We start from the raw sequence: 17,042 nt of genomic DNA, 5'->3' as shown, positions 1-17,042 counted from the left end.
AATTTAAATTAGTAAAAACAGGTTGCTCCAACGATAATTAACAGGATGAATAATACTACGATTAAAACGAATGGATTGCCTCCGCAAAAGCCACCTCCGTAGCCATATCCGGGGCAACCACAACCACCGTAGCCGGCGTAACCAAACATAATAAATCCTCCCTTCAATAAGGAATAGGTTATTTTTTAAACAAAACCGCAGCCACCAACAAAGGCAGCTCCTACAATAATAAGAAGGATAAACAAAACAACGAGTAAGGCAAAGCCACCACCTGCGAAACCTACACCATCAGACATATACACAACCTCCTTTCAGCTGTTACCTATAAAATATGTAAAATACCAAAAAGGGTATGGGCACTGTCTGCAATTAAAACCTCTCCTAGGTTGTCTCCCTGTGCCATGCTTAAGTGTAGTCTTTTATTAAAGTCGAAAGTATTAATAAATACAAAAAAGCCCTCCTAGGGGCTTTTTGTGATTGAGACTATCTTTGACAAGTCTATGTGCTAAGCAAGACTATGGCTTTTCGGCTACATTCTAGACTATGTATCAGTTTAACCTGAGTTAAGCCTTATTGGGGGAAATTTTTAAGAACAGACCAAGAATTAATTCGATATAAATCAGCCCTTGTCCATTCAATTTCATTATCTTGTACATATATTATTATTACCTCCACCGTAACACCAACATATTATACATTACCTTCTTTTATTTAAAGAGCGTTTGCCTAAAAAGCAGACGTTTCTTTGCATTTATAGACAAATCGTATATTTTGCCTTATCAATATGATGTTTGTCCAAGCGATTCTTGTTTTATGAAATATTATATAAGTGAAAGTTTTATTTCGGACATTCTAACAGGTGGTGATAAATATGTTTGGATACGGCTTCGGATGCGGCGGTTATGGCTACGGAGGTGGCTTTTATGGAGGTAGCACTTTCGTTTTAATCGTAGTATTGTTCATCCTTTTAATTATTGTTGGTACTACTGTTGTTTTTTAATAAACCAATACACGTTCTAGCGGAAAAAATCAATTATACATGAGTGGACATACATCTTCTTTTGCGTCTATAATCCACTAAAACACTGATATATCAATAAAAAGCAACAGACCAATTCATTTGTGAATTGGTCTGTTAATTGATATGTTAATTTGATGTTTCTCTACAAAAACGGAACTACTTACTTATATAAGTGATGTACTTAATAAATTTATAATGTATGGGATTTAAGACAGCCCTATACATTTGCAATAAAAATATACAATCACTTGTCTTTAATATTACAGAGTAAGTAGACTTTTTTTACTAGATAACTTTAGATTGAGGTTTTAGGGCTGCCATAAGTCTTTCTAATTCGTCTAAATTATTTTGATTTAACAAATCAACGATTTTACTGCCGACAATTACCCCATCACAGTAGGATGTGATTTCTTGGATTTGTGTTTCATTTGAAATTCCAAATCCAGCTAGAACAGGGATTGGGCTATTTTCTTTTATCGTGTGTAAGAACTGATTCAAATCATGATTGTACTCGTTTCTTGTTCCGGTAATCCCTTTTACCGTTACGGCATATAAGAAGCCGTTCCCTTTTGATGATATGTCCTTGATACGCTCAATTGGAGTAGTCAACGTAACAAGCCGAATTAACTCAATTTGAGCTTCCTCCAAATAGGGGGCAATGATTTCTTCTTCCTCTACAGGTAAATCAGGAATAATACACCCGTCCACCCCTGCCCCTTTGATATCTTCTACAAACCTAGCAATTCCATAGGCGTAAATTGGATTTAAGTAGGTCATCATGACAATTGGGACTGAAATCTGTGCTCTTGCTTTTGCAATCTCTGAAATGATCCCCTTTAATGTCGTACCATTTGCTAGCGCTCTAATCCCGGCCTGCTGAATCGTCGGACCATCTGCAACAGGATCGGAAAAAGGAACCCCCACTTCAATTGCCGTAGCACCCAATTTTTCGAGGGAAATAAGGCGGTCACAAAGGACGTCTAAGCCGCCGTCCCCTGCCATAATATAAGGAACAAATGCTTTTCTATTCTGTTTCTTTAATTCATTAAATGTTTTTGTAATCCGATTCATTTTTACCTTCCCCCTTCTAACCTTGCTTTTACGGCATCAACATCTTTATCCCCACGCCCTGACAAGCAGATGACAAGCTGTTCTGATTCCTTCATTTCAGCAGCGAGTTTAACAGCAAATGCAACGGCATGAGCACTTTCTAGCGCAGGAATAATTCCTTCTTGTTTTGATAAAAGCTGGAACGCATCAAGGGCCTCTTGGTCGGTAATCGAATTATAAATCGCACGCCCGCTTTCGTGTAAGTAGCTATGCTCAGGTCCAATACCAGGATAGTCAAGACCCGCTGAAATGGAGTGAGCCTCAATAATTTGCCCGTCATCATCCTGTAAAAGGTACATTAGAGCACCATGTAATACTCCAGGGCTCCCGCTTGTTAGTGATGCAGCATGAAAACCTGTTTCAATCCCCCGTCCGGCAGCTTCCACACCATACAGTTTCACTCCTTCATCTTCAATGAATGGATAAAACATTCCCATGGCATTACTTCCGCCGCCAATACAGGCAACTACTGCGTCAGGAAGTTTGCCTTCTTTTTCAAAAAACTGCTGTTTCGTTTCCTCCCCAATCACGCTTTGAAAATCACGAACAATCATCGGGAATGGGTGTGGACCCGATACAGAGCCCAACAGGTAATGCGTGTCATCCACATTTGCGACCCAGTAGCGAAGCGCCTCATTTACCGCATCTTTTAAGGTTGAACTTCCGGTTGTAACGCTAACCACCTTTGCTCCCAATAATTCCATTCGATAAACATTCAATGCCTGGCGTTTGATATCCTCCGCTCCCATAAAAATAATACAATGAAGATTTAGCAGAGCACATACCGTTGCTGTTGCTACCCCATGCTGACCAGCACCTGTTTCTGCTACAATTTTTCTTTTCCCCATTCGTACTGCTAAAAGGGCCTGACCAATAGCGTTGTTGATCTTATGTGCTCCGGTATGGTTCAAATCTTCTCTCTTTAGGTAAATTTTTGCACCGCCGGCATATTTAGTTAAATTTTCAGCAAAATAGAGGGGTGTCTCCCTGCCGACATATTCTTTTAGGAGCCGTTCAATCTCGGCATGAAAAGATGGATCCTCCTTGGCTATTTTATAAGCCTCTTCCAGTTCCGTAACTGCCTTCATCAGTGTTTCTGGCACAAATCTGCCGCCAAAAATGCCGAAATGCCCTCTTTCATTAGGTAATGTATAGCTTTTCATATTGATATCCTCCTGGTTAGGCTTCCCTTAGCCTTTTCAATAAATTTTTTTATTTTTTGTAGGTCTTTTTTTCCGTCTGTTTCGACACCGCTTGAAACATCCACCATTTCAGGCTGGATGGTCTGAATTGCTTCCTCCACATTGTCTGGATTTAGACCACCGGCTAAAATAATTTTCTTTTCCTTCAGTCGATCAAGGTTAATGTTTTTCCAATTAAATGCAGTCCCATTTCCGCCCCGGTATTTTCCTTTTGGACCATCAAGCAGGAGGTATTCACACGGATAATTTTTAATTTCCTCGAGGGTATCGTTCGATTCAATACTTGCTGCCTTTATTACTGGCAATGTCAGCTTTTCACTTATCGATGCTGCTTCATCTCCATGTAACTGAATATGGGTTAATCCGGTGTAGTTGGCAATCTTCTCTATTTCCTCCACGGTTTCATTGACAAACACTCCAACCTTCAAAACCTCAGAAGGGAGCTTTGCAATGATTTCCTTTGCCTTCTCCAGTTCTACTTTTCTTTTACTCTCTGCAAAAACGAAGCCAATTGCGTCTGCGCCATAGTTCACAGCAGCAAGAGCAGTGTCAGCATCTGTAATTCCGCAAATTTTCACCTTCAACTCTGAACACCCCCAGCAAGTGGAAGACGAAAATTAACCAATGATTGGTTAACATCTGAACTAATCATCAATGCTTCCCCAACTAAAATTCCGTTAGCACCGGCTTTACTAACTCTTTCGACATCTTCGGCTGAATGAATGCCGCTTTCACTGATCAGAAACGCGCCGCTTTCTTTAACAAGTGCTGCCAAATTTTCCGTTACTTCAAGTGACACGTTAAAGGTCTTTAAATCGCGGTTATTGACTCCAATTAGTTTTGCACCCAATTTTAAGGCTGACTGTAATTCTTCCGAGTTATGGACTTCTACTAAGACTTCTAAGCCAAGTTCTGTTGCATATTGATGGAGATGGAAGAGTTTATTTTCATCAAGTGCAGCAACAATTAATAAAATAATGTCAGCCCCGTTTGCGGTGGCATGGTCGATTTGGACAGGGTCAATCATGAAATCTTTACAAAGGATCGGGAGGTCAACTGCTTCCCTTACTGTTTTTAGGTCCGAAAAGGATCCTTTAAAAAAAGTTTGGTCGGTTAGAACTGAGATAGCAGACGCTCCAGCACGTTCGTATTGCTTTGCCTGTTCTGCCGGATTCAGTGATTGGTTAATAACTCCTTTTGATGGTGAAGCACGTTTATATTCTGCTATAACTGAAATTTCCTCTGCTTTTTCCAGTTTCCTTATGAAAGACTTTCTATCCTCTAAAAAAGGAGGAAGGTTTGGTCTCGTTTTTTGAAGAAACGGCAGCTCCTGTTTTTTTTGTTCAATAATGCGATCTAATATCGTTCCCATTCAGATTGCCTCCCTTTGTCCTGCTGCCGTTTTCTCGATTAATTGATGTAGTTTCTCGTACGCGGCACCGGAGTCAATTACCTCTCTTGCTAGATTGATGCCGTCCTGAATGGAAACCGCCTTTCCTGTTGTATAGATTCCAAGTCCGGCGTTCAATAATACGGTATCCCGATAAGCTCCTTTTTCCCCTTTAAGAACTCGAACTAAGATTTCGGCATTTTCCCTCGAGTCTCCGCCTTTTATCTCGCTGTTATCATAGTTTGGCAGCCCAACTTCTTCAGGTGAAAAAGTATATTTTTTAATCACACCATTTTCTAAAATACTTAGATGATTTTCGCCCTGCAATGATGCTTCGTCCATATACCCTGCACCATTTAAGACAATTGCCCGCTTCCGGCCCAGTTTTTGCAGCACTTCCGCAAACACCGGCAGTAAGTCGCGGCGATAAACTCCTAATAATTGAAAATCTAAATCAATCGGATTGGTTAATGGCCCAATAAAGTTGAACACCGTCGGAATTCTTAACTGCTTACGAACCAGCCCGATTTTTTTTAGCTTTGGATGAACATTTGGCGCGAACAAAAAGGCAATACCCACCTCGTCAATAACTTCTTCGATTCGTTCTGGTGTTAAATCTAAATTGATTCCGAGCTGCTCGAGAACATCCGCACTACCCGTTTTGCTCGAAATGCTTCTATTTCCATGTTTGGCAACCGGTATCCCCGCTCCGGCGATTACAAAGGCGGAAGTGGTGCTAACATTAAAACTTGATGATCCGTCTCCTCCAGTACCACAATTATCCAGAACATTCGGAAATTTCTTTTTAAAGCTCAGTGTATTTTCCTTCAACGCCCTTACGATTCCAGTAATTTCTTCAACTGATTCCCCTTTCGACTTTAACCCCATTAAAAAAGCGGCAATTTCACTTTCGGAAACTTCTTCACAGAGGATATTGTCAATTGCATCTTTCATTTCATTTTCAGTAAACGATTTCTTTTCAGCTAATTGGAGTAAATAATTTTTCATCATGATTCATCCTTTCTATACGATATAAAAAGTTTTTAAGAATTCCTTTTCCTGTTGGTGTTCCAATCGATTCAGGATGGAACTGAAGTCCATAGACCGGATAATCTCTGTGCTTAATTGCCATTACCTCTTGGTCATCCATCGAGATTGCGACATTTTCAAATTCCTCAGGGAGGCTGTTTTTTTCAATCACTAACGAGTGATAGCGCATCACCTCTAAAGGGGATGAAAGGTACTCAAATAGACCGTCGCTGTTATGGGTAATATAAGATGTTTTTCCATGTTTTATTGAATCAGCCCGCGTAATGTTTGCCCCAAAAGCATAACCAATCGCCTGGTGTCCGAGGCAAATTCCTAAAATTGGAGTCTTTTGATAAAACGCTTGAATAACTTCGACACAAATCCCTGCATCCTCCGGTCTGCCAGGTCCTGGTGAAAGTATGATGGCTCTTGGATTCAACTCCTCCAGTTGCTTTATTGTAAGCTGATTATTTCGAATGACAGTTGCTTTTTCCCCCAATTCACCAAGATATTGGTAAAGGTTAAATGTAAAAGAATCAAAATTATCAATAAGTACAATCATTTTTCACCCTCCAAAAATGATTTTAATTTATTTACGGTTTCCTCATACTCGGACTCCGGATTGGAGTCATGAACAATCCCGGCACCGGCTTGGATATAGGCATTGCCCTCTTTCAGAATCATCGTTCTAATTGCTAAGGCAAAATCCATATTACCGTTTGCCGAGAGGTAGCCAATCGCTCCGGAATAAAGACCGCGCTTCGACTTTTCTAACGCATTTATAATCTCCATTGCTCTAATTTTCGGTGCCCCTGAAACAGTTCCTGCCGGCAGGCATGCTGCCAATGCATCTAGAGCTGTGTTTTGAGAAGTTAATTGCCCGCTAATTTCTGAAACTAAATGGATGACATGGCGGAATTTTTCAACAGTCATATATTTATCAACCGTGACGGTTCCAAATTCGCAAACCCTACCAAGATCATTTCTGCCTAAATCAACAAGCATTTTATGTTCAGCTAATTCTTTTTCATCTGACAGCAGTTCTTTTTCAATTAATTGGTCATCTTCAGGACTTGTTCCCCTTCTTTTTGTCCCGGCAATCGGATTTGCGATAACCTGTTTTTCTCTGACTTTAATCAAACTTTCCGGTGAAGAACCAATGACCGTGTATGGTTCAAAATCAATATAAAACATATAAGGGGTCGGATTATTCGCACGATGTTTGCGGTATACGGATAATGGTGTTCCCTTAAAGGCTGACTTCATCCGCCTTGAAAGGACAACCTGAAAGATATCCCCGGCAAGAATATGTTCTTTTGCCTTCTTTACATTGTTGATAAAAGTCTCCTTCGTTGTTTCCGATTCATATCCGCTAAACTCACAGGGATCCTCTTCAAGGAAATAATCAGGCTGTTTTAACTCTTCGACTCTTTGCCTAACTCTTTTTTCAATTTGAACCGGATCAGATTCCTCTAAAATCGGCAAGCCGCAAACTGTTACCTTTTCCTGTAGATGATCAAAAACAATCAATTCTTCGTAAAACATCAAATGAACATCAGGCATATTTAAGCTATTTTCTAAGCTGGGACCAATATCTTCATACTGCCGGACGATATCATAGCCTACATATCCGACAGCCCCACCGATAAAGGGAAAAGGAATTTCTTCAATCTCCTGTTTCGGGAGCAGGTTATTTAAAATTTCTAACGGATTCCCTTGCAATACGGCTTCTTCGCCATTACGTTTTATTAATTGGGCACTATTTCCTGTTGCGATTAATTCTAAAGCCGGGTCCGCTCCAATAAAGGAATAACGCCCGGAATCATTATATTTATGGGAACTTTCTAATAAAAATTTCTTTTTGCCGCTTATTTTTTTTAATATAGATATCGGGGTTAGGGTGTCGCCTTTTAACTCTTGGACAAAAAAGGTACTTTTTGTTTTCATTGATTCTCGCTCCTTTGCTATAAAAAAAATCGCCCTCTATGGCTGCATGTTCAAAATTCATGCTGCCATAGAGGGCGATTCTTAAACCGCGGTGCCACCTCCGTTTGAAACAGGTTGTTAAACCCGTTTCCTCTTTCAGATACAGGACTCATTCGCCCGATATCCTATCCTTTTAACGGTGGAACTCCGTGCAACCCTACTGACCTTACCAAGCGGTTTCGCTTTCCGCGTTCAAGTTGCATCTCGCAAGTCCATTCCACAAATCTCCTCTTACCGGGCTCTCACCTTCCCCGGCTCTCTGGAAAGAATCAAATATGTGTACTCCTCTTGCTTAACGATTTTTTCGATTTTAAATTTTAAAAAAACAAAAAGGGCCCCCCGTCCAAAAAAGGACGGGAGACCCGTGGTGCCACCTTCATTAGCTAAAAATTAGCTCACTTTACTAATATCGAAGCAGATTTACTGCTTGAATATTTGTCTCATGTAACGATGAGATTTTCGCCAAAGCCTACTACTCCATTTCGGGGTTCAGTTTGGGGCTCAGAAGTCCATTCACGATTACGTCTACACTGATTCGCACCATCCATCAGCTCTCTTAAGAATCCGTAAAAGCTACTCCTCTTCATCAATGCCGTATCAATCTTTATTAATTATTTTTTATGATAATCGCTTTCCAACTGTTTGTCAACAATCAATTTTAGAATTTTTCGAAATTGAATTTTAGGTCTAATTCCATTTAAAGGATTTTAGGTTCCTAATTATTTTGACTCAAATAAGCCAATATTAACAGTAGCACATTATGAAGGCGGGATTGAAGGGTAATGGAACATATCGAGCAAATTTGCCCAAGTCCACGGGCAGCGAAAAAAAAATCACAATCTGCCGGGAAAAAAAAGTCCGGTGAAATATCGAAGCAAAAGTGGGCGATTGTTTCTCTTTCCTCCATTCCACTGGTGATGACATTGGGGAATTCCATGTTAATACCTGTTTTGCCTGCAATGGAAAAAAAGTTAGATATTTCTTCTTTTCAAACAAGCATGGTCATAACGGTTTATTCCATCGTTGCCATTTTTTTAATACCTGTTGCAGGTTACTTATCTGATCATATCGGCAGAAAAAAAGTTATCATTCCCAGCCTCATCATCGCTGGAATAGGCGGACTCATCTCAGGATGGGCTGCTTGGAAATTTGACAATGCGTATTGGTTAATCTTACTGGGGCGTTCCCTGCAAGGAGTTGGCGCTGCGGGGGCAGCACCGATTGTCATGCCTTTAGTTGGAGACATGTTTAAAAATGACGATGACGTTAGCAGCTGCCTGGGACTCATCGAAACATCGAATACTTTTGGGAAGGTGTTAAGCCCAATATTGGGAGCTTTTTTAGCCGGTTTCATCTGGTTTTTACCATTTTTCTCGTTTCCGGTATTTTGCGGAATTTCCGTGCTCTTAATGTTATTTTTAGTCAAGTGCCCTAAATCGACTCAAAAACCAATTCCGTTTAAGCAATTTTTCCAAAATGTAAAAAAAACCTTTACACAGGAAGGAAAATGGTTATATGCCATATTCTTTATTGGCGGAATCTTAATGCTTGTTCTCTTTGGAATTTTGTTTTACCTTTCGGAGATTTTTGAAAAGGAATACGGGATTCACAATCTGAAAAAAGGTTTTTTTTTAGCATTACCACTTGGGGCTCTTTGTTTATCATCTTTTATTGCCGGGAAGATCATTAAAGAAAACAAAGTTTTAATGAAATGGTTGACGTTTGGCGGCATTGTTGCTGCAGCTTTGTCCATTGCTGCCCTTTGGTTCTCGATAAAATTATGGTTCATGATCAGCATGTTTTTAATTAGTGGAGTAGGAATTGGGGCAGGGCTTCCTTGTTTGGATGCCCTTATCACCGAAGGGATTGAGAAAAAAGAACGAGGAACGATTACTTCGGTTTATAGTTCGATGAGATTTATTGGGGTGGCTGCCGGTCCTCCGCTTATTGCCTTGCTCATGAAACAGTCCAATCATTGGATTTTTATTTTGCTGAGCGGATTGAGCATCATTGCTGCGGTTGTCGCTTTGATGGCAATAAAGCCGGAGACGGAGGGGTAAGAAAAACGCTGGAAAATTTACTAACGGGTTCCGTTGACGGGGAGAAACAGTATAATCAGTATATGAATTAGATGACCAATTAGCATAGCGATTTGGTCTCTTTTTTTGCATATAAATGTTGATTTAATAAGATTTAGCTTTCAAATTAGCGTTAGGTTTGGCATACCTATTTTTTGGTTCATAATAATTATTAGTCAATGTCCAATTTGTATGCTAAAAAACCTTCTGAAATTTATGCTAATTTATAAACCAAATTGAGGAATCTGTTATTCAAGATGAGGAAATGGAGCTATATAAAGCCGAAAAATCGAAACCTAGATAATGTGGATTGGGTAATTTCCGAACATACACGAAACGTTGTATCTGCCTTTGCGGAATATAGCGAGTATACGGAAAGCGAAGTCGTTGATAAGTTCCTAAAGAACCCTTTAACGGATGAGGATTTTTTGAATGGATAAAGAACAAGCGGAAGAATAAGCGATTGCTAAAGCAGCTCGAATTAGAAGAACTGGAGGCTAGCGTTTAGCTAAATTAAAAAGATTGTCTACGAAAGATGAATATACCGTTGTTATTCAAATGCCATAACAGCGTCTGAAATTGCAGACCGGTAAACCACTACAATATTTTAACTCCGAGTAAGTTTTCCAAACGGTATAACGATAAAATACGAATGGTTGTCACAATTCATTAGAGAAACCAAGTTTAAGCCTGGTTTCTCCTAATGAATTTTAATTGCCAGGGTAAGTAAAAAGCATACGTAATAAAGTGAACGGGGGTTGACCACCAATTATTGTAACGTTTCATTAATCCCACTTTAGTTGTAAACCATTCAAGTATAAGTGACAAGATTACAAAAAAGATAACCCAGAACCATTTTTTATCTTCTTTATATAAGTTTAAATAAATAACTGATAAACATGAGGGTATGATACCGAATAGGGTAAGCTCAGGTAACCCCTCTTTTTGTGGGTCACCTATGTCGAATATGTCAAATGGAACTGCAATTGTCATATCAACCATCCATACAATATAACCAACTATCCCAAAAGTTATATAAATTTCTTTCCAGCTTATTCTTTTCTTAGGCATGAAAAAAACAATTAAAAGTAGAATTATACTAAGAATTGCAGGGTACCACCATCCCTGAGCTAAAGCAAAATCTGGTTGTTTCACAAAACCCCTCCTTTTTTATTATTTTTACTCACTAATGACTAATTATCCAGTTATTATGAAGTGTATTGAAAAAATTGTTGAAATATACGGGGACTATAATTTTAAAAAAGAATTAAATAGTAAAGCTTTAAAGTAATCTAGATATAGTAGGCTAGACTAGAGCAACAACCAAAAAAGGGTTAATCTCCCATACGTGCTACCCTTATAGGGCATTAATCTGTGTTGGGAATAACGGAACAGAATGGTTCCGCAGCATTTTTTCTTCTTACATAAGGAGCATTGGTATCTATAACAATGACTAACACAAATCCACCTATTTAATATAAATTTGTTTACAACTTGATAATATTACGAAAAGTAAAGGTATAAATAAAATTAGAAAGGGAGCTTTTCATGGGAAATGTCGTAAAAAACTTGGATTTATCAGCGAAAGGTCTATGGTTTCCTATTATATGGGGTATAATCGTTTTAATTTTTATGCTATTTATGCCAAAACGTTTAACGTGGAGAGAGATTTACCTTACGTTTGGAGTGGGAGCTTTTATTTCGGTAATAATGGATATTGCTATAGTAGGGTATATTCTGGATTTATTTGATTTAGGCAATCCTATAAAGGAAGGGCTTGGCGATTTAATGAGTTATGCCGTTATTGCTCCTTGTTACGCTGTGATATTTCTTAATTATTATAAACCTGATAAGAAATGGCTTTATGTACTCCTTTTTACGTTAATCTCAGTGGCATCTGAATGGATACTTGTTCAAGTAGGATATATGAAATTAAAAGGTTGGCATACTTGGTGGTCTATCCCAGTTTATCTAGTTGTGTTTGGGTTCTGGTTACCTTGGCATTTACGGTTAATTCGAATGAAGACTATTATAACCTAAATTTTCTAAGCAGTTTTTACAAAAATAAGATGAAAGTAAATAACGAAATAAAAGTAATATTAATAAGCTAATATTATACAGGACTTTATGCATAATTTGTATATATCGGCTTATTTTCTATGCGAAAAATATACTACCATAAACAACATTTTTTAATTACCAAAAATACTCAAACAAAACTAGTGGTCAAATTACTAAAATTATTGAAGCAGAAGTAATCCGTTTGGTCGATTTAGCTGTTAGATTTAACCAACCAATTGCATCACGGAGTTATTAAACAAAAACAATCCCATTTCATCAAAGAAATGGGATTGTACATTTTGGTCATACTGATTTAGTTGTTTATTAAGGTAAAAATTATTGTGTTAATTATATAATTTTTTACCCTGTTAAATGAAATTTTCTCCCTCACAACGGAACCCGTTAAAAATTTACCAGCGTTTTTTTATTCTTTTAAACGAGGCTTAGTTGGATCACAATCTGGGTTATCAACCTTCGTCGACTCGGCTAGCTTCATGAGGTAATAGCATTCTTCTCGAGACATATGGTCTGCCATTAATGGGGAAAACGTCCCTAATGCTTGAGCACTTAATTCAAGTTCTTCAATTTCATGGAGAAAATTTTGAAATAACTTAATTTCTAGAGTAACGTCTGAATTCAGTTTTTCTAATGCTGGAAAATTTGTAAGTTGTGTTCTCAAAAATCCGGCCATTTCTACTGCCTTTAGGTAAAAATCTTCAAAATGCTTTGTATAAGAATCACTTTTTTCTTTTAATCTTTTTTCAACACTATCAAGATTTGCGGAAATCGCGCTTGAATGGCCTGCCGCATCCATAATCCATACTAGATGATGGTGGAGTTCATGATACACTGGCGGAATTTCTTGTGATTTAAGGTGCTTTAATATTCGCTGGTATTCCTCTAACTCATTTACCATGTGATTGAGAAAGGTCGGTGATAAATGAATTTTTATTTTACCAACTAAATGTCTCCTAATTAAGTTTAATTTATATTCCCGCAATTTACTGGTTTCAGTTTCCGCTTTTTCAGTTAATTGGTTGATATCCGCAGATTTAGCCTGCTCAAGGAGGGTGTCAAAAGAATTAATAAATCCAGAAGCCATTTGAATCTCGTTTTTTTCCACAGGACCTAAGGCTTCATGGATAAAACGGGAATGATCCCCTAATATTTGCAGCCAAAATCGATGCTCAAATCTGGCAGTTTTCTCAAAAACATCGTTCATTCCATCTCCCCCTCATCAAAAATCCCAAACCAATAAAATGTTTATTCCGTTATCTCGAAAAAATGTTAACAAAGGATTCATATTTCTTCCTGTTGAACGAAAGATTTTTATATAAAATTTACTTGGAGCTTTAAAAGAAAGGTAGTGGAGGATGTATTTTAGCTAAATTTAGGTTTTTGGACAAACAGAAAGGAGCGAAGTATGCCTTTTAAAGCACGGATTGAGTCAGATGATTTGAAGAGATTTAAAATTTTGAAAGAACGGACGGAACTCACTTCTTATGAAAAAAGATATCTTCAGAGCCTTATAAAAGGCTTTGAAGGTGAAGTTCAGTTCGATTTGTTGGTTGATCAACTTCAAAGTAAACCGCTTATTTTAAATGATTTGTTCCTGGAAGTAGGGAACACAAAGTTTCAGATTGATTCCTCTCTTATTTTCCAAGAAACTTTACATTTTTTTGAGGTAAAGAATTTTGAAGGCGATTATATTTACGACCATGAAAATTTCCATAGTGTTTCAGGAAACCCTATTCAAAATCCTTTAGACCAACTAAAACGAAGTAAGGTCCTTCTCCGACAACTTTTGAAGAAACTTGGATATAATCTCCCGATTGAAGGACATGTTATTTTTATTAACCCCGAGTTTTTGTTATATAAGGCCCCTTCAGAACTGCCGTTCATTTTTTCATCTCAGATTAATCGTTTTATGAAAAAACTAGATACGAAATCATCCAAGATAAATCAGTGGCACATGACGATTGCAAGCCAATTAGCAGCACTGCATCTCGATAAGTTATCCTTGATTAAATTACCTTCATATCAACATGCTCCGTTAAAAGTGGGTCCAATATGTAAAGTATGTAACTCTTTTTCTGTGTCTCCGCAAGGCCACAGTTTATTTTGTCATGATTGCGGATGTAGTGAGACGGCTGAATCTGCAGTATTACGCTATGTTGAGGAACTCAAGCTTTTATTTCCACTTCGAAAGATTACCACGAACGAGGTATTTTATTGGTGCGGAGGCGTGATTTCGAAGAAGAGAATTTGCAAGATTTTGGGGAAATATCTACAGATTCAAGGGGTTCATCAATGGACATTTTTTGAGTAAGAGGTTATCAATCGCTATTCATATTTTTCGAAATACATTTTCATGGTTTTTCCTCAGCTTTTGATATGGATCAGCTTGAAGAAGATGCTTTTAGATGTTTTCTTTAGTTTTTCGTCCTTCATCCCCTCGATGAAGGGCGTTTTCACAGGGCATCCTCCGTTTTCGGCCTTCATCCCCTCGATGAAGGATGTTTTCAAAGGGGATCCTCCGTTCTCGGCCTTCATCCCCTCGATGAAGGACGTTTTCACAGGGTATTCTCCGATTTTCGTCCTTCATCTCCTCGATGAAGGACGTTTTCAAAAGGGAGCCTCCTTTTTTCGGTCTTCATCCCCTCGATGAAGGATGTTTTCACAGGGAGCCTCCGTTTTCGGCCTTCACCCCCTCGATGAAGGATGTTTTCACGGGGATCCTCCGTTTTCGGCCTTCATCCCCTCGATGAAGGCCGTTTTCACAGGGCATCCTCCGTTTTCGGCCTTCATCCCCTCGATGAAGGATGTTTTCAAAGGGGAGCCTCCGTTTTCGGCCTTCATCCCCTCGATAAAGGACGTTTTCAAAAGGGAACCTCCGTTTTTCGGTCTTCATCCCCTCGATGAAGGATGTTTTCACAGGGTACCCTCCTTTTTTCGGCCTTCATCCCCTCGATGAAGGATGTTTTCAAAGGGGAGCCTCCTTTTTTCGGCCTTCATCCCCTCGATGAAGGCCGTTTTCACAGGGCATCCTCCTTTTTTCGGCCTTCATCCCCTCGATGAAGGCCGTTTTCACAGGGCATCCTCCTTTTTCGGCCTTCATCCCCTCGATAAAGGACGTTTTCAAAAGGGAGCCTCCTTTTTTCGGTCTTCATCCCCTCGATGAAGGATGTTTTCACAGGTCATCCCGAGAAAACGTCCTTCATTCCATCGATTACCCTATATAGCAACCAGAAAAATCCGGCAGCCCCCGGCTGCCGGTCCAAAATCACCACTATTCACTTTTCACAGGCTTCTTCAGAATACCAAGCAATACAGCGGTCACAACCGCACCAGCTAAAATCGCAAATGCATACTGAAATGCACCGCCTTCAACTAACGGAACAACGAAAATTCCGCCATGTGGAGCACGAAGACCGATTCCAAATGCCATAGATAACGCCCCGGCAACCGCAGAACCAATCATCACAGATGGGATCACGCGAAGCGGGTCTGCTGCGGCAAACGGGATGGCCCCTTCTGTAATAAAGGATAGACCCATTACATAACAAGCCTTACCGGCATCACGGTCTTGCTTATTGAACTTCTTCTTGAATAATGTAGTAGCAATCGCGATACCAAGCGGCGGCACCATACCTGCAGCCATAATCGCTGCCATTGGCTCATAGACACCATTAGCAAGCAAGCCAGTACCAAATACATATGCTGCTTTATTGATGGGACCACCCATATCAAAAGCCATCATTAAACCTAATACAATACCTAGTAAAATAGCATTTCCTGTTCCTAAACCTGTTAACCAATGAGTAATTTCCTTGTTTAACCATGTAACCGGATGATTGACTGCAAATAGCATGATAAATCCGGTAATCCCAATTCCAAATAAAGGATAAAGGAGAATACTTTTAATTCCTTCCAATGACTGAGGAAGACCAGCAAATACCTTTTTCAATAGAACGACAACATAACCGGCAAGGAAACCGGCAATCATCCCGCCAAGGAAACCAGCACCGCTTGATGCTGCCATCATACCGCCAACCATACCTGGTGCAAACCCTGGACGGTCAGCAATGCTGAGTGCAATAAAACCAGCTAACACAGGAACAATCAAACCAAATGCATTTCCGCCACCAATGGTCATTAATGCTTCAGCAATTTTGTTATAGGATGGATCGTCTGGTTTAAAAGAATTATAGCCAAACATAAAACAGATTGCGATGAGAATACCGCCCCCAACAACAAATGGAAGCATGTTAGAAACACCATTCATTAAATGCTTATAGAAACCTTTTCTTCCGCTTGAATCGGCACCGCTATTCTCACTTTTGCCGCCATTCCCCGCATAAACCGGTGCATCCTGCTTAAGGGCACGCTCAATCAAATTTTGCGGCTTGCGAATACCGTCAGCAACAGCCGCTTGAATCACATGCTTCCCTTTAAATCTTTCCATTTCCACATTGATGTCAGCAGCAATAATGACCGCTACCGCATTTTCAATTTCCTCTTTTGTTAAAACATTTTTCGCTCCGCCGGAACCGTTCGTTTCAACTTTAATATCAACACCCATTTCAGCCGCTTTTGCTTTTAAAGAATCAGCCGCCATATATGTGTGGGCAATCCCTGTTGGACATCCGGTAACTGCTACAATGGCATTCTTTTTGTTCGACACATCTTGTTCTACTTCATCTTCTTGGTCATAAAAATTAATAACCTCAAGGACATCGTCTGCAGAAACTGCTTGTAGTAATTTTTCCCGTACTTCCTGTTTCATTAATAATCCTGAAAGGCGTGCAAGTGCCTCAAGGTGAGTATTATTAGCGCCCTCCGGTGCAGCAATCATAAAAAACAAATGGGCAGGCTGACCATCTAGTGATTGATAATCTACACCTGAAGTGGATTTACCGAATACGATGGCAGCTTCTCTTACCGCTTTTACTTTAGCGTGAGGTATCGCAATTCCGTCACCAATGCCTGTTGTACTTTGTTCTTCCCGTTTTAAAATAGCCGCTTTAAATTCATTTCGATCCGTTATTTTATTGGCCTTTAAAAGCACATCAACAAGCTGGTCGATGGCTTCTTCTTTCCCCTTGCCTTCTATATTTAAAAGGATGGTATTCTTTGTGAGCAATTCTGTAATTTTCATAGTTTCT

At 39.3% G+C, this 17,042-nt stretch carries 20 protein-coding genes and 2 other annotated features; of the genes, 5 read left to right on the top strand and 15 right to left on the bottom strand.

What is annotated here, in order from left to right:
• Positions 1 to 8 precede the first annotated feature (8 nt).
• Positions 9 to 149 (bottom strand): YjcZ family sporulation protein, encoded by a 141-nt coding sequence (locus tag J2Y67_RS03345; protein WP_310170562.1) that lies wholly within the window; start codon positions 147 to 149, stop codon positions 9 to 11.
• Positions 150 to 185: 36 nt separating this feature from the next.
• Positions 186 to 296, bottom strand: a complete 111-nt coding sequence (locus J2Y67_RS03340) for a YjcZ family sporulation protein (protein ID WP_310170560.1) — start codon at positions 294 to 296, stop codon at positions 186 to 188.
• 575 nt (positions 297 to 871) lie between these two features.
• Between J2Y67_RS03340 and J2Y67_RS03335 the strand changes: the two genes are divergently transcribed.
• Positions 872 to 1,000 (top strand): YjcZ family sporulation protein, encoded by a 129-nt coding sequence (locus J2Y67_RS03335; protein WP_310170557.1) that lies wholly within the window; start codon positions 872 to 874, stop codon positions 998 to 1,000.
• Between the two features lie 306 nt (positions 1,001 to 1,306).
• On the opposite strand, the gene trpA is transcribed toward J2Y67_RS03335, so the two are convergent.
• From trpA to trpE, 7 genes are read right to left on the bottom strand one after another with little or no spacing between them, the layout of a single operon-like run.
• Positions 1,307 to 2,092: a tryptophan synthase subunit alpha gene (trpA, locus tag J2Y67_RS03330; RefSeq protein WP_310170554.1), complete on the bottom strand. Its 786-nt coding sequence runs from the start codon at positions 2,090 to 2,092 to the stop codon at positions 1,307 to 1,309.
• A gap of 2 nt (positions 2,093 to 2,094) precedes the next feature.
• On the bottom strand, positions 2,095 to 3,294 hold the full coding sequence (trpB, locus tag J2Y67_RS03325; RefSeq protein ID WP_310170552.1) for a tryptophan synthase subunit beta: 1,200 nt from the start codon (positions 3,292 to 3,294) through the stop codon (positions 2,095 to 2,097).
• Positions 3,291 to 3,917, bottom strand: coding sequence for a phosphoribosylanthranilate isomerase (locus J2Y67_RS03320; protein WP_310170550.1), 627 nt, complete (start codon positions 3,915 to 3,917; stop codon positions 3,291 to 3,293). The genes trpB and J2Y67_RS03320 overlap by 4 nt, the downstream gene beginning before the upstream one ends.
• The gene (gene trpC, locus J2Y67_RS03315) at positions 3,914 to 4,705 is read right to left on the bottom strand and encodes an indole-3-glycerol phosphate synthase TrpC (RefSeq protein WP_310170548.1); all 792 of its coding nucleotides are present in this window, start codon (positions 4,703 to 4,705) and stop codon (positions 3,914 to 3,916) included. Before trpC ends, J2Y67_RS03320 begins: the two co-directional genes overlap by 4 nt.
• A complete protein-coding gene (trpD, locus tag J2Y67_RS03310) occupies positions 4,706 to 5,731 on the bottom strand; it encodes an anthranilate phosphoribosyltransferase (protein WP_310170546.1) in 1,026 nt (341 codons plus the stop codon).
• Entirely contained in the window at positions 5,703 to 6,314 is a 612-nt protein-coding gene (locus J2Y67_RS03305) for an anthranilate synthase component II (protein WP_310170544.1), read from the bottom strand. The genes trpD and J2Y67_RS03305 overlap by 29 nt, the downstream gene beginning before the upstream one ends.
• A complete protein-coding gene (gene trpE, locus J2Y67_RS03300) occupies positions 6,311 to 7,699 on the bottom strand; it encodes an anthranilate synthase component I (RefSeq protein ID WP_310170541.1) in 1,389 nt (462 codons plus the stop codon). The genes J2Y67_RS03305 and trpE overlap by 4 nt, the downstream gene beginning before the upstream one ends.
• A gap of 67 nt (positions 7,700 to 7,766) precedes the next feature.
• Positions 7,767 to 8,043, bottom strand: a binding site (T-box leader).
• A 41-nt stretch (positions 8,044 to 8,084) separates the two neighbouring features.
• Positions 8,085 to 8,337: a binding site (T-box leader), on the bottom strand.
• A gap of 183 nt (positions 8,338 to 8,520) precedes the next feature.
• On the opposite strand from trpE, the gene J2Y67_RS03295 reads away from it, so the two are divergent.
• Both J2Y67_RS03295 and J2Y67_RS03290 read left to right on the top strand, forming a co-directional pair.
• Positions 8,521 to 9,798: an MFS transporter gene (locus J2Y67_RS03295; protein ID WP_310170539.1), complete on the top strand. Its 1,278-nt coding sequence runs from the start codon at positions 8,521 to 8,523 to the stop codon at positions 9,796 to 9,798.
• Positions 9,799 to 10,073: 275 nt separating this feature from the next.
• Positions 10,074 to 10,256, top strand: a complete 183-nt coding sequence (locus J2Y67_RS03290; protein WP_310170536.1) for a hypothetical protein — start codon at positions 10,074 to 10,076, stop codon at positions 10,254 to 10,256.
• A 244-nt stretch (positions 10,257 to 10,500) separates the two neighbouring features.
• On the opposite strand, the gene J2Y67_RS03285 is transcribed toward J2Y67_RS03290, so the two are convergent.
• Positions 10,501 to 10,971 carry a hypothetical protein gene (locus tag J2Y67_RS03285; protein WP_310170534.1) on the bottom strand — a complete coding sequence of 157 codons (471 nt, stop codon included), beginning with the start codon at positions 10,969 to 10,971 and terminating at the stop codon, positions 10,501 to 10,503.
• A gap of 393 nt (positions 10,972 to 11,364) precedes the next feature.
• Here J2Y67_RS03285 and J2Y67_RS03280 point away from each other — a divergent pair, with 393 nt between their 5' ends.
• Entirely contained in the window at positions 11,365 to 11,856 is a 492-nt protein-coding gene (locus J2Y67_RS03280) for a hypothetical protein (protein WP_310170532.1), read from the top strand.
• Between the two features lie 445 nt (positions 11,857 to 12,301).
• Here the strand turns inward: J2Y67_RS03280 and J2Y67_RS03275 are convergent, their stop codons facing one another.
• Positions 12,302 to 13,099, bottom strand: a complete 798-nt coding sequence (locus J2Y67_RS03275; RefSeq protein WP_310170531.1) for a DUF2935 domain-containing protein — start codon at positions 13,097 to 13,099, stop codon at positions 12,302 to 12,304.
• Between the two features lie 201 nt (positions 13,100 to 13,300).
• On the opposite strand from J2Y67_RS03275, the gene J2Y67_RS03270 reads away from it, so the two are divergent.
• Positions 13,301 to 14,206, top strand: coding sequence for a nuclease-related domain-containing protein (locus tag J2Y67_RS03270; RefSeq protein WP_310170529.1), 906 nt, complete (start codon positions 13,301 to 13,303; stop codon positions 14,204 to 14,206).
• A gap of 53 nt (positions 14,207 to 14,259) precedes the next feature.
• On the opposite strand, the gene J2Y67_RS03265 is transcribed toward J2Y67_RS03270, so the two are convergent.
• The 4 genes from J2Y67_RS03265 to J2Y67_RS03250 form a co-directional block, all read right to left on the bottom strand.
• Entirely contained in the window at positions 14,260 to 14,454 is a 195-nt protein-coding gene (locus J2Y67_RS03265; protein ID WP_310170527.1) for a hypothetical protein, read from the bottom strand.
• A 150-nt stretch (positions 14,455 to 14,604) separates the two neighbouring features.
• Positions 14,605 to 14,760, bottom strand: a complete 156-nt coding sequence (locus tag J2Y67_RS03260) for a hypothetical protein (RefSeq protein ID WP_310170525.1) — start codon at positions 14,758 to 14,760, stop codon at positions 14,605 to 14,607.
• 100 nt (positions 14,761 to 14,860) lie between these two features.
• Positions 14,861 to 15,019: a hypothetical protein gene (locus J2Y67_RS03255; protein ID WP_310170523.1), complete on the bottom strand. Its 159-nt coding sequence runs from the start codon at positions 15,017 to 15,019 to the stop codon at positions 14,861 to 14,863.
• 147 nt (positions 15,020 to 15,166) lie between these two features.
• Entirely contained in the window at positions 15,167 to 17,035 is a 1,869-nt protein-coding gene (locus J2Y67_RS03250) for a PTS fructose transporter subunit IIABC (protein ID WP_310170522.1), read from the bottom strand.
• Positions 17,036 to 17,042: the final 7 nt, after the last annotated feature.

It is taken from the genome of Neobacillus niacini (genome assembly GCF_031456445.1).
Lineage (GTDB): Bacteria > Bacillota > Bacilli > Bacillales > Cytobacillaceae > Neobacillus > Neobacillus niacini_I.
This window is presented reverse-complemented; position numbering and strand designations above follow the sequence as displayed.